Annotated in this window: 14 protein-coding genes; 6 read left to right on the forward strand and 8 right to left on the reverse strand. The window is 74.9% G+C overall.

All coding sequences use genetic code 11. From position 1 onward, the window contains the following. Positions 1–41 precede the first annotated feature (41 nt). From EV188_RS15875 to EV188_RS15885, 3 genes are all read left to right on the forward strand, one after another. A complete protein-coding gene (locus EV188_RS15875; protein WP_133827263.1) occupies positions 42–1,115 on the forward strand; it encodes a sensor histidine kinase in 1,074 nt (357 codons plus the stop codon). Then, entirely contained in the window at positions 1,112–1,774 is a 663-nt protein-coding gene (locus EV188_RS15880; RefSeq protein ID WP_133827264.1) for a response regulator, read from the forward strand. The genes EV188_RS15875 and EV188_RS15880 overlap by 4 nt, the downstream gene beginning before the upstream one ends. Positions 1,775–1,872: 98 nt before the next feature. Beyond that, the gene (locus tag EV188_RS15885) at positions 1,873–2,265 is read left to right on the forward strand and encodes a hypothetical protein (RefSeq protein ID WP_133827265.1); all 393 of its coding nucleotides are present in this window, start codon (positions 1,873–1,875) and stop codon (positions 2,263–2,265) included. A 17-nt stretch (positions 2,266–2,282) separates the two neighbouring features. Here EV188_RS15885 and EV188_RS15890 read toward each other — a convergent pair whose 3' ends face one another. The 3 genes from EV188_RS15890 to EV188_RS15900 all read right to left on the reverse strand — a co-directional run bounded on the left by EV188_RS15890 (position 2,283) and on the right by EV188_RS15900 (position 5,439). Then, positions 2,283–3,284: a DUF6542 domain-containing protein gene (locus EV188_RS15890; protein ID WP_133827266.1), complete on the reverse strand. Its 1,002-nt coding sequence runs from the start codon at positions 3,282–3,284 to the stop codon at positions 2,283–2,285. Positions 3,285–3,714: 430 nt separating this feature from the next. Next, positions 3,715–4,896, reverse strand: a complete 1,182-nt coding sequence (locus EV188_RS15895) for a DNA recombination protein RmuC (RefSeq protein WP_133827267.1) — start codon at positions 4,894–4,896, stop codon at positions 3,715–3,717. Between the two features lie 15 nt (positions 4,897–4,911). Beyond that, complete coding sequence (locus tag EV188_RS15900; RefSeq protein WP_133827268.1) at positions 4,912–5,439, reverse strand: methylated-DNA--[protein]-cysteine S-methyltransferase; 528 nt, start codon at positions 5,437–5,439, stop codon at positions 4,912–4,914. 85 nt (positions 5,440–5,524) lie between these two features. Between EV188_RS15900 and ychF the strand changes: the two genes are divergently transcribed. After that, positions 5,525–6,598: a redox-regulated ATPase YchF gene (gene ychF / locus EV188_RS15905; RefSeq protein WP_133827269.1), complete on the forward strand. Its 1,074-nt coding sequence runs from the start codon at positions 5,525–5,527 to the stop codon at positions 6,596–6,598. 15 nt (positions 6,599–6,613) lie between these two features. Here the strand turns inward: ychF and EV188_RS15910 are convergent, their stop codons facing one another. Then, the gene (locus EV188_RS15910) at positions 6,614–6,901 is read right to left on the reverse strand and encodes a putative quinol monooxygenase (RefSeq protein WP_133827270.1); all 288 of its coding nucleotides are present in this window, start codon (positions 6,899–6,901) and stop codon (positions 6,614–6,616) included. 112 nt (positions 6,902–7,013) lie between these two features. Here EV188_RS15910 and EV188_RS15915 point away from each other — a divergent pair, with 112 nt between their 5' ends. Further along, on the forward strand, positions 7,014–7,328 hold the full coding sequence (locus EV188_RS15915) for a muconolactone Delta-isomerase (protein WP_133827271.1): 315 nt from the start codon (positions 7,014–7,016) through the stop codon (positions 7,326–7,328). A gap of 10 nt (positions 7,329–7,338) precedes the next feature. Here EV188_RS15915 and EV188_RS15920 read toward each other — a convergent pair whose 3' ends face one another. From EV188_RS15920 to EV188_RS15930, 3 genes are read right to left on the reverse strand one after another with little or no spacing between them, the layout of a single operon-like run. Next, the gene (locus EV188_RS15920) at positions 7,339–8,358 is read right to left on the reverse strand and encodes an LLM class flavin-dependent oxidoreductase (RefSeq protein ID WP_133827272.1); all 1,020 of its coding nucleotides are present in this window, start codon (positions 8,356–8,358) and stop codon (positions 7,339–7,341) included. A 38-nt stretch (positions 8,359–8,396) separates the two neighbouring features. After that, complete coding sequence (locus EV188_RS15925; protein WP_208114223.1) at positions 8,397–9,326, reverse strand: alpha/beta fold hydrolase; 930 nt, start codon at positions 9,324–9,326, stop codon at positions 8,397–8,399. 55 nt (positions 9,327–9,381) lie between these two features. Then, positions 9,382–9,822 (reverse strand): VOC family protein, encoded by a 441-nt coding sequence (locus EV188_RS15930; RefSeq protein WP_133827273.1) that lies wholly within the window; start codon positions 9,820–9,822, stop codon positions 9,382–9,384. A 138-nt stretch (positions 9,823–9,960) separates the two neighbouring features. On the opposite strand from EV188_RS15930, the gene EV188_RS15935 reads away from it, so the two are divergent. Continuing rightward, positions 9,961–10,854 (forward strand): SMP-30/gluconolactonase/LRE family protein, encoded by an 894-nt coding sequence (locus EV188_RS15935; protein WP_133827274.1) that lies wholly within the window; start codon positions 9,961–9,963, stop codon positions 10,852–10,854. Positions 10,855–10,890: 36 nt separating this feature from the next. On the opposite strand, the gene EV188_RS32985 is transcribed toward EV188_RS15935, so the two are convergent. Further along, positions 10,891–12,063, reverse strand: a complete 1,173-nt coding sequence (locus tag EV188_RS32985; RefSeq protein ID WP_133827275.1) for a cytochrome P450 family protein — start codon at positions 12,061–12,063, stop codon at positions 10,891–10,893. Between the last annotated feature and the right edge of the window lie 32 nt (positions 12,064–12,095).

Consider the following 12,095-nt stretch of genomic DNA (forward strand, 5'->3'; position numbering starts at 1 on the left):
CGGGCGTTGTCCTCGGCGCGCGGGCGCCGCACAGTGTCCCCGTGCTGCTGGCCCTGACCCTGCTCACCGGGGGTGCGCTGCTCACCCTGGTGCTCGGGGTGGCCGGTGGCGACCCGGTGGCGGTCCTCCCGCTCGGCGTCGCGTTCGCGCTGCTGGCGACGCTCGGGTTCCGCTGGGTGCTCGCCCGCGGGCAGCGGTGGTGGTCGGCAGCCCACGTCCTCGTCGGGCTGGTGCTCGCGTCGGTGGTGTTCGCGCTCGCGCCCGGCGTCGGCGGGACGCTCTTCCTCGTCGTGCTGGTCAGCGAGTGCGTGCTGCTCCTACCGCTGCCCGTCACCGTCGTCGTGATCGCGATGGTGCCGATGGTGCACACCGGGATGCCGCTGGTCGACGGCCTGCGTGAGGGCCTCGGCACGCTCGTCGCGGTGGTGTTCGCGGCCGTCGTCACCGAGCTGCTGCGCCGCGAGCAGGCGATGCGCCGCGAGCTCACGGCCGCGCAGGAGCAGGTCGAGCGCCTCGCCGCGGCGCAGGAGCGCAACCGGCTCGCCCGCGACATCCACGACGGCCTCGGGCACTCGCTCACCGTCATCGGGATGCAGCTCCAGGCGGCACGCGCGCTGGTGGAGAGCGGGTCGGGCGACGTCGACGAGGTCCTCGCGAAGGCCCAGCACCAGTCGCGGGAGGCGCTCGCCGAGGTCCGGCGCTCGATCGGGACCCTGCGCGAGCCCCGCGAGACGCCGCCGCTGGCCACGGCGCTGCAGGATCTCGCGGCCGAGAGCTCGGCGGCGGGGGTGCCGACGCGCCTGACCGTCGAGGGCGACGAGCGCCCCCTGTCCGCGGCCGCCCGCGAGGCGCTGTTCCGGACCGCGCAGGAGGGCCTGACCAACGTGCGCAAGCACGCCGGCGCGAGTCGCGCCGAGGTCGTCCTCGACTACGCGGCCGGCGCGGTGCGGGTGGAGGTCCGCGACGACGGGCGGGGTGCCCTCGCCGGCGGCTCCGGGGGTGACGGCGTCGGTCTGCTGGGTCTGCGCGAACGCGCGGAGGAGCTGGGCGGCACCCTCTCGCTCGGGCCGGGCGCCGACGGTGGCTGCGCGCTGCGGGTGGAGGTGCCGGCGTGACGTCCTCTCCCGTCCGCGTGCTCCTCGTCGACGACCAGGCCCTGTTCCGCGAGGCCCTCGCGACGCTGCTGGGGGTGCGCGACGACGTCGTCGTGGTCGGCGAGGCGGGCGACGGCGAGGAGGCGCTGCGCCGGGTCGCGGAGCTCGCTCCCGAGGTGGTGCTCATGGACCTGCGCATGCCGGTGCTCGACGGGGTCGGGGCGACGCGGCGCCTGCACGTCGAGCACCCCGGGGTGCGGGTCATCGCGCTGACCACGTTCGACGACGACGAGGACGTCTTCGCCGCCCTGCGCGCCGGCGCGGTCGGCTACCTGCTCAAGGACGTCCCCTCCGCCCGCCTGGTGGAGGCCGTGCTCACCGCGGCGGCCGGGGGCTCGGTGCTCGACCCGTCGGTGGCCGCCAAGGTGGTCGCCCGCGTGGCGCGCCTGCCCGCCGACGAGCCGGTGCCGCGGGCCCAGCCGCTGGTCGTGCCGCTCTCCGAGCGCGAGGCCGACGTGCTGCGCCTGCTCGCCGACGGCCGCAGCAACCGCGAGATCGCGCGCACCCTGCACCTCGCCGAGGGCACGGTGAAGAACCACGTGACGAACGTGCTCGGCAAGCTCGGGGCCCGCGACCGCACGCAGGCCGCGCTGCGCGCCCGGGCGCTCGACCTGCTCTGAGGTCGTGACCCCGGGCATGACCTTCGGCACGTCAGCGCCGGGGCGTCCCTCGCGATGCTCGTCCACGTCGCCATCCCGGCCTCGTGGAAGGACCCACCATGACCGCGCTCACCGCCCCTCCCCGTCCGCTCCGCCGCCGCGCGCTGCGCTTCGCCGGCCACTACCTCGAGATGGTGGCGGCGATGGTCGTCGGCATGATGCTGCTCGCCCCGCTCTGGCCGGAGGCCTGGACCGCGCGCCCGGACGTCGGCGCCCTGGTCATGGCGGCGGACATGACCATCGGCATGGCGCTCTGGATGGCCGTCCGCCGGCACACCGCCCGCCAGATCACGGAGATGTCGGCGGCGATGTGCGCGCCGTTCGTCCTGGGCCTCGTGCCCTACTGGCTCGGGCTGATCACCGGCGAGACGCTCATGATCGCCGGTCACGTCCTGATGTTCGTGACCATGCTCGCCGCGATGCTGTGGCGCCGCGACGAGTACGCGCACTGAGGTCCGGGGCCCGGGCGTCAGCGGGGGCCGTCGGGCCCGTCGACGCGGCGGGGGACGCGGCGGACGCCGGGCCCGAACTCGTCGTCCGGGTCGTCGGGACGCACCGGTCGGCCGCGCTCCTCGGCGGGCCGCCGTCGCTCGTCGCGCGCCGGCCGGGCCTCGATGGACACGCGACGCGGCTTGTCGCGGTCACGGGGGACGCGGTCGCGGGGGTCGCGGTCGCGCGGGTCCCGGTCGCGGGGGTCCCGGTCGCGGGGGTCCCGGTCGCGCGGGTCCCGGTCGCGCGGGTCCCGGTCGCGCGGGTCCCGGTCGCGCGGGTCCCGGTCGCGGGGGTCGCGGTCACGGGGCGGCCGGTCGCGGTCGCGAGGGTCCCGGTCGCGGGGGTCGCGGTCGCGGGGGTCGCGGTCGCGCGGCGGCCGGTCGCGGGGGTCGCGCTCCTTCGGCGGGCGGTCGCGGGGGTCGCGGTCCTTCGGCGGCCGGTCCCGGGGCCCGCGGTCGCGCGGCGGGCGCTCCCGCAGGGGTCGGTCGCGGGGATCGGGGCGGCCGTCGGGGTCGAGGTCGTCGTCCGCGCGCCGCCAGGGCTCGACGCGCGAGCGGATGAACCCGAGCGCGAGGCAGATCGCCGTGGTCACCGCGAGCGTGGGGAAGGCGTTGACCAGCGGGCCGCCGACGGCGAGCAGGGTCGACGCGAGGCCGCCGGAGCGGGGCAGCGACCCGGTCGCCGCGACCACGGCGGGCACACCCACCGCCAGCAGCAGCGGCGGCTGCACGAGCGGGACGAACAGCGAGTCGCGCCGGGCCCAGGCCGTCGCGAGGATGCAGCCGCCGGCGAAGCAGGCGGTGAACACGACACCGAGCTCACCGGAGGCGAGCATGTCGATGACCAGGCCGGCGCCGGACAGGACCCCGGCGAGCAGCAGCGATCCCCACCACCGCAGCCCGCGCAGTGACCGCACGACGGAGCGCTCGCCGGGGCCGACGGCCCCGACGCCTGCGGCGTCCTCCCGTGTACTGGTCACCCCTCAACGCTAGCGGTCGGCTGATCGCCGACCGTCCAGCCGCCACCGACCCCGGCGATCTCCGTGACGTGGACCACCCGATCGGCGCTGGGCACCGTTCGGTGGAGTGCGGAACGACAGCACGGCCGTGGCCGGGCGTCCGCGACCGCACGCAGGCGGGCGACTCCTCGGTGAGGATGGTTCGGTTTCCGAAAAGCTTCCGCCAGAGCGAGGACGTGCCCGGCGAGCGCGAGGTTCTCGGCTCGTCGCTGCGACCTCCCCGAATCGACGACGAGACATAGACCCAAGATCGCATCGAGACCGACCGTCCGACTCGACGCGATCATGCGCATAGGTCGGCCGGGACCCTCGTTCCGAGACCCGGGCGAGAGTGGTCCTGCCACGAGCTCGTGTCCTTGCCGTCCTACGGCCTCGACCCGTCGGACACGCTCTAGGCGTCCTCCGCCGCGTCGTGCGCGGGCGAGCGGGGCCGGCGTTCGATCTGGTCCGGGCTCTCCAGGTCGGCGGTGGTGACCGAGAGGTCGGTGAACCGGCGGGCGCTGACCAGCACCCGCGACTCCAGCGAGCTCACCGTCTCGTTGAACGAGCGCACGCTGCCGTCGAGGGACCGCCCGAGGCGGGCGAGGTGACCCGCGAGCGTCGCGATGCGCCCGTGCAGCTCCCGCCCGAGCGCGTGCACCTCGGCGGCGTTGCGGGCCAGCGCCTCCTGCCGCCACGCGTAGGCGACCGTGCGCAGCAGGGCCATGAGCGTCGTCGGGGTGGCGATGACGACGTCGCTGCCGAACGCGTGCTCGAGCAGCGTGGGGTCGGCCTCGAGCGCGGCGGACAGGAACACCTCGCCCGGCACGAACATCACGACGAACTCGGGCGTCGGGTCGAAGCGCCGCCAGTAGGCCTTGGCCCCGAGCGTGTCGACGTGGGCGCGGACCTGCTTGGCGTGCGCCGCGACCCGCTCGCGCCGCGCGGTGTCGTCGCGGGCCTCGGTGGACTCGAGGTAGGCGGTGAACGGGACCTTCGCGTCGACGACGACCTGCTTGCCGCCCGCGAGGTGCACCACGAGGTCGGGCCGCTGCGCGCCGTCGTCGCCCCCACGGGCGTGGGCCTGGCGGGTGAAGTCGCAGTGCTCGACCATGCCCGCGAGGTCGACGACCCGCTCCAGCTGCAGCTCGCCCCACCGCCCCCGCACGTGCGGGGCGCGCAGGGCGCCGACCAGCGCGCGCGTCTCGCCCGCCACGCCCTGCGCGCTCGCCGCGACCGCCCCGACCTGCTCGCGCAGCGAGGCGAACGCCGCCTCCCGCTCGCGCTCGGCGCCGGCCATCTGGCGCTCCATGCGCCCGAGCGCCGTCGACACCGGCTCGAGCACGCGGTCGAGCGCGTCGGTGGAGGCGGCCGTCGCCGCCGGGACCAGCGCCCGCTCGCGGTCGCCGGCCCCGCGCCGCTCGGCGTGGAGCTCGGCCCGGGCGGCCGCCACCTCCGCTCCCGCCCGCCGGACGGCCTCGGACACCGCGGCGTCGCGCCACGCCCGGGCGAGGCGCAGCGCCACCCACGCCCCGATCACCGCGCCCAGCACGAGGCCCACGAGCAGCCCGGCCAGCACCCCGTCGATGGTCATGGCCGTGAGGATGGATCACACCCCCGACACCGCTGTCTCCTCGGGCAGCCACGACTTCTCCATCATGAGCAGCCGGTCCTTGATCTCGAGCCCCCAGCGGTAGCCGCCCAGCCCGCCGCCGCGGCGCAGCACCCGGTGGCAGGGCACGAAGAGCGTCGCCGCGTTGTGCACGCACGCCCGCGCGGCCAGCCGGTGTCCCCGCGGGTGGCCCGCCGCGGCCGCGAGCTCGCCGTAGGTCGTCGGGTGACCCGCCGGGACGAGCCGCAGCCGGTCCCAGATCGCCGTCGTCGCCGGCCCGCTGATCTGGCGAACCGGGACCGCCGCGGCGGGCGCCGGGTCCCCGTCGTGGAACGCCGTCACCGCCGCCGTCACCGGGCCGAGGTCGGCGCGGCGCGCGGGATCGGTCGGGCGGATGTCGGCGTGGACGAGGGCGAGGAGGGCGTCGACGTCGTCGGTCCAGCCGGACGCGAGCACGACGCCGTCGTCGTCGACGACTGCGGTGAACGGGCCGAGCGTGGTGGGGATCGTGGCGTGAGCGGGCACGGGAGCCTCCGGGGTGAGAACGCTGTCACCCTGGTTGGACGCCGCCGGGGCCCGTCCGGATCCCTCGCTGGCAGACTGGGATCCCGTGAGCTTGACCCTCGGCATCGTCGGCCTCCCCAACGTGGGCAAGTCGACGATGTTCAACGCCCTGACCCGCAACGACGTCCTGGCCGCGAACTACCCGTTCGCCACCATCGAGCCGAACGTCGGCGTCGTGCCGCTGCGCGACCCCCGGCTCGACACGCTCGCCACGATGTTCGCCTCCGAGAAGATCGTTCCCGCGACGGTGTCGTTCGTCGACATCGCGGGCATCGTCGCGGGCGCCAGCGAGGGCGCGGGGCTCGGCAACAAGTTCCTCGCCAACATCCGCGAGGCCGACGCGATCTGCCAGGTCGTGCGGGTGTTCGCCGACGACGACGTCGTGCACGTCGACGGCCGCGTCGACCCGGCGGCCGACATCGAGACGATCGCAACCGAGCTCGTCCTCGCCGACCTGCAGACCATCGAGAAGGCCCTCCCGCGCCTCGAGAAGGAGGCGCGGGTCAAGAAGGAGACCAAGGCCGCGGTCGACGAGATCCAGCACGCGCAGGCGGTGCTCAACGAGGGCCGCACCCTGTTCCAGGCCGGGCTCGACTCGCCGCGGCTGCGCGAGCTGAACCTCATGACGGTCAAGCCGTTCCTCTACGTCTTCAACGCCGACGAGCCGGTGCTCACCGACGACGCGCGCCGCAAGGAGCTCGCCGAGCTGGTCGCGCCGGCCGAGAGCGTGTTCCTCGACGCGAAGGTCGAGCAGGAGCTCCTCGAGCTCGACGACGAGTCGGCCCTGGAGCTGCTCGAGTCGATCGGCCAGCCCGAGCCGGGCCTCGACGCCCTGGCCCGCGCCGGGTTCCGCACCCTGGGCCTGCAGACCTACCTGACCGCCGGCCCCAAGGAGTCCCGGGCCTGGACGATCCGGATCGGCGCCACCGCCCCCGAGGCGGCCGGCGTGATCCACACCGACTTCCAGAAGGGCTTCATCAAGGCCGAGATCGTCTCCTACGACGACCTCGTCGCCGCGGGCTCGATGAACGCGGCGAAGACCGCGGGCAAGGTCCGCATGGAGGGCAAGGACTACGTCATGGCCGACGGCGACGTGGTGGAGTTCCGCTTCAACGTCTAGGCCGGCTCCCGGAGCTCAGAACGGCGGGCGCTCGGCGGACACCTCGAACAGGCTCACCTTGGTCGCGAGGACGGCGTCGCCCACGTCGGGGGCGTGGGCGATCGAGCGCCAGTGGTCGAGGTCGGCCTGCGACGCCCACCGCTCGAGGACGTCGATGCGCCCCGGATCGACGGAGTCGGCGGTGATCGCCGCGTCGAGGCAGCCCGGCGCCTCCCGCGCGCGCCGCACGAGGTCGGCGAACTCCGCGACCAGCGCGTCCCGGCGCTCGGGTGCGACCCGGCTGTGGCCCGCGATGATGAGCATGGCGGTCGATCCTAGAAGAGGACCAGTCGATCCTGTCAAGGATCTGCTGTCGGCGCATGATCGGCGGTTGTAGGTTCCGGAGCACCGTCGACCATCGCTGCGGAGGCCACCGATGCTCTTCCACCTCGACTTCCACGTGGAGTACGGCGCCACGATGAGCCAGCAGGACCTCTTCGCCACGTGGTCCCGCGAGGCCGAGGCCGCACTCGGTGCGAAGAAGGCGGGCGTCGTCGTCGACCTCTGGAAGGTCGCCGGCGAGCGGCGCGTGATCGCGATCGTCGACGTCGACAGCCACGACACCCTCGACGAGATCTCGCTGACGCTCCCGATCATGATCGAGATGGGGCAGCACGTGACGATCAACGTCTCGGCGCTGCGCCGCTACGAGGACTTCGCCGGCACCGTCAACAAGTTGCTCGAGAGCTGACCCGGCTGACTCAGCGCCAGCCCAGCTCCGGGGCGAGGTGGGTGAGCACGGCCTCGACGACGTGGGCGTTGTAGTCGACGCCGAGCTGGTTGGGGACGGTGAGCAGCAGCGTGTCCGCGGCCGCGATCGCCTCGTCCTCGGCCAGCTCGGCGATCAGCTTGTCCGGCTCGCCGGCGTAGGTCCTGCCGAAGCGGGCGTCGCCGCCCTCGAGGTGGCCGACCTGGTCGGTGGAGTGCCGCTCGCGCCAGAAGAGCTGGCGGTCGAGGTCGGACACGATCGGGAAGATGCTGCGGCTGACCGACACGCGCGGCTCGCGCTCGTGCCCGGCGGCGGTCCAGGCGTCGCGGAAGCGCTGGATCTGCTCGGCCTGCAGGCGGTGGAACGGCACGCCGGTGTCCTCGGTGAGCAGCGTCGAGCTCATGAGGTTGAGGCCCTGCGTCCCCGCCCACTCGGCGGTCGCGCGGCTGCCGGCACCCCACCAGATCCGCTCGCGCAGGCCCTCGGAGTACGGCTCGAGGCGCAGCAGGCCGGGCGGGTTGGCGAACATCGGGCGCGGGTTGGGCTGCGCGAACCCCTCGCCCTTCAGCACGTCGAGGAAGAGCTGGGTGTGGTTGCGCGCCATCTCGGCGTCGGTCGAGCCGTCCTGCGGGGCGTAGCCGAAGTAGCGGTAGCCCTCGATGACCTGCTCGGGGGAGCCGCGGCTGATGCCCAGCTGCAGGCGCCCGCCGGAGATCAGGTCGGCGGCGCCGGCGTCCTCGGCCATGTAGAGCGGGTTCTCGTAGCGCATGTCGATCACGCCGGTGCCGAGCTCGATCCGGCTCGTCTTCGCCGCGGCCGCGGACAGCAGCGGGAACGGCGAGGCGAGCTGGCGGGCGAAGTGGTGGACGCGGAAGTACGCGCCGTCGGCGCCCGCCTCCTCGGCGGCCACGGCCAGGTCGATCGACTGAAGCAGCGCGTCCTGGGCGGAGCGCACCATCGACTGCGACGACGGCGACCAGTGCCCGAAGGACAGGAACCCAATCTTCTTCACGGTTCAACCAACGGTCGGGCGCCGGGCGGCATTCCGCGTCAGCGCCCCGCCACGGTGCGGACCGCGCCGATGACGGCGTCAGGGCGCTGGATCTGGATGTAGTGGCTGGTGTCCGGGACGGTGACCAGCTGCGCGCCCGGGATGTCGGCGGCGAGGCGGGCGAAGGCCTCGGGGCGCACGCGCTCGATCGCCGCGACGGCGTCGGCCGACGGGTCGCCCGGGGGGACCGCGTCCACGTTCTGCGCCACGAGGATCGTCGCGGGCACCCGCGGCGACGGGGGAGCGTCGCGGACCTGGTCCATGCTCGCGCCGAGCTCGTAGGCCTCGACGGTGTAGCCGGGGATCGGGCTCGGCGGCGCCGCGACCGTGCCGGCGAACGTCTCCCACTGCGCCGGCGTGACGAGGTCCCGCAACGCCGGGGGCGTCGGGTCCACGAGCACGATCCCGGCGACCTCGTCCGGGAAGGTCCGGGCGTAGAGCTGGGTGAACGGCCCGCCGAGCGAGTGCCCGACGAGCAGGTACGGGCCGGGAACGCCCGCCGTCGTCAGCAGGGCGTGCAGCTCGCCGACCACGTCCGCCGCGGTGCGGGGCATGGGCGCCGGCTGGCTGCGCGCGGGGAGCGGCGTCTCGGAGATCTGCCCGTCATCGGTCGACACCCGCGTCGAGCCCGGCCGGTCGTAGGCGCAGACGCGGGTGAACCCGGCGACGCCCTCCATCACCGCCGGCGGCCGCTCCGCCCCGACCGACCAGATGTCGGCCGCGTTCCCGAACCCGGATTGCAGGACGACGGTCGGGCCCCCGCTGCCGTGGCACTCGAGGTAGAGCTGCCGGCCGTCGACGGTGACGAGCCCGGCGAAGTCGCCCGGACCCGCGGCCGGCGGCGGACTCTCCCCGCGCGCCGTCGAGCACGCGACGAGCATCGCCAGACCGGCCGCCAGGACCGCCACCCCCACCATCGGCCGCCGCACGGGAGTCACGATCACCCCCGGCGGGCGGTGGCGCAGTCACCGTCGTGACCGGCGATCAGCCCTGGTCCATGTGGAACAGCTCGAGCTGGACGTTGTCCGGGTCGCGGAAGACGAGCGCCGAGTAGGGAGCCGGGTCCGTGGCGTCGACGACCCCGGAGTGCGCGATGCCGAGGGAGTCGAGCCACGACGCCCAGGAGTCCATGGCGTCGCGCGAGACCATCGCGAAGGCGATGTGGTCGACCCCGCAGCGGAGCTCGTCCGCGGGCACGCCGTCGTTGTCGGGGTGGTGCTCGACGGCGAGGCACATGCCCGTCTCCGGCTCGACGAGCACGGTCGCGTAGCCCTTGGCGTCGGGGCCGTGGTGGGGGAAGCGCGGCGGCAGCCGGTCCATCCCGAAGACCCGCTGGTACCAGGCGACGCTGGTCTCGACGTCGCTGGCGGTGACCGCGACGTGGTGGAAGCCGCCGAAGGCGGGGCGACTGTCGGTGCTGGTCATGGCGCTCCTCGGAGAGATCGGGAGACACGCAGTGTCCGGCCCGCGCGGGCGCCGCGGGATTCGCAGTTCCCGGGGGTTGACACGCCGCCCGAAACCCCTCGATCTTGCTCGGACCATCGTGGCTCGAGGAGGAGTGCCGTGGCGCAGCAGGACTTCGACGTGGTGTCCGACGGGTGGTCGTACCTGGAGTGCCCGCGGTGGCACGAGGGCCGGCTCTGGGTCTCGGACTTCTACACCGAGCGCGTGGTCGCGATCGATCCCGACGGCGGCCACGAGGTGATCGCCGAGGTGCCCCAGCAGCCGTCCGGTCTCGGGTTCCTGCCCGACGGGCGCCTGCTGATCGTCTCGATGCGCGACCACCGCATCCTGCGCCGCGAGGACGACGGGTCGCTGGTCGAGCACGCCGACCTGTCGGGGCTGGTCGGCCACCACCTCAACGACATGCTCGTCGACGCCCGCGGCGGCGCGTACGTCGGGAACTTCGGCTTCGACCTCATGAGCGGCGCGCCGATCGCCCGCACGTCCCTGACCTACGTCGCCCCCGACGGCACGGCGCGCGCCATCGCCGACGACCTGCTCTTCCCCAACGGCATGGTGCTGTTCGACCGCGTCCTCGTCGTCGCCGAGACCTTCGGCGCGCGGCTGACCGCGTTCGACGTCGCCGACGACGGCGGGCTCGCGCGGCGCCGCGACTGGGCGCGGTTCTCCCCGCCGCCCGTCACCGACGACGTCGGCGAGGCCCTCGGCGGCCTGGCCGTCGCGCCCGACGGGATGGGCGGCGATGCCGAGGGCGCGATCTGGGTGGCCGACGCCCTGCACCAGCGGGTCATCCGCGTCGCCGAGGGCGGCACGATCCTCGAGGAGCGCCCGACCGGGGGCCTCGGCGTCTACGCCTGCATGCTCGGCGGCGACGACGGACAGACGCTGTACGCCTGCGCGGCGCCGTCGTTCGCCGAGCACGAGCGCCGCCCGGTGCGCGAGGCCGTCCTGCTCGCGACCCGCGTGGACGTGCCGCACGGGGGGATGCCGTAGGCACGTGAGTGATCCGGGTCGCCGGGGCGACCCGGATCACTCACGTGGCCGCAGGCCATGGACGGGCAGGGCGGCGAGCCTGCTGCCCTCGACGCCGCCGGGGTCGACGCGGCGCAGGTCGGCGGCGGGGACGGCGAGGCGCGCGTGCGGGAAGTCGGCGACGAGGACCTCGACGGCGGCGGCGAGCTCGGCGCGGGCGAGGTGGATGCCCGCGCAGACGTGCGGCCCGGCCCCGAACGCGAGCCCGCTGCCCGCCGCGGCGCCGGGGTCGTCCGCGAGCCCGGCGAGGTCGACGAGCACGGGGGTGCGGGGCGCGAGCACGACGCCCGCGAGCTCGACCTCCTCGGTGGTGAAGCGCCACAGCGTGAACGGGGCCGGCGGGTCGCGGCGCAGGACGTCGTCCACGAGCGCGGGCATGTCGGCCGGCGGGCCGCCTGTCCGGGTCGAGCTCCGCTGCGCCCCGTCTCTCGCGACCAGCACGCGGGCGAGCAGGAAGCCCAGCGCGATGTCGGTGGTCAGCTGGCCCGCGAAGATCAGCGCGAAGAGCAGGTAGTGCACCTCGTCGTCGGTCACCGACGCCGGGAGGCGCCCGCGCAGCTCGCGGGCGAGGCCGTCGTGCTGCAGTGCGGCGGCGCCGAGGCGGGCGAAGGCCCCCATCGCCGCCGCGCCGTCCGCGGCGTCGCCGAACATCCGCCGGCAGGCGTCGACCGCGTCGTCGATCATCGTGCGCGGGAGGCCGAGCAGGTCGCCGACGACGGTGAGCGGGTAGCGGGTGGTGAAGTCGGCGGTGAGGTCCGCGGCGTCGCCGAGCCCGGCGAGCAGCTCGCGGGCGGTGTCGCGCATCAGCGGCTGCCGGGCGCGCATCCGGCGCGGCGAGAGCATCGGGGCGTGGGCCCGGCGCAGGGCGGCGTGGGCCTCGCCCTCGGCCGTGGTGAGTGACAGGGCGTCGGCCGCGGCGGGCTCGAGGCCGGCCGCGCGGGGCTCCCAGTCGGGCGGCGCGAGGGCGGTGTCCTTGACGATCCGCGGGTCGCCGAGCACCGCCCGGGCGAGCGCCGCCGTCGTCACGACCGCGACCGGGCCGCCGGCCGGGGCCTCGGTGACGACGACCGGCCCCGCGGCCCGCAGCGCCTCCCGGCCCGGATAGGGCTCGTCCGGGCGGCGGGTCCCGCCCGCGAAGGGACAGGCGCCGTGCGATGATTGCTGCGTCACGCAGACACTGTGACACACATTCGCTGTGTTGT

The sequence above is a fragment of the Actinomycetospora succinea genome (assembly GCF_004363095.1).
GTDB lineage: Bacteria > Actinomycetota > Actinomycetes > Mycobacteriales > Pseudonocardiaceae > Actinomycetospora > Actinomycetospora succinea.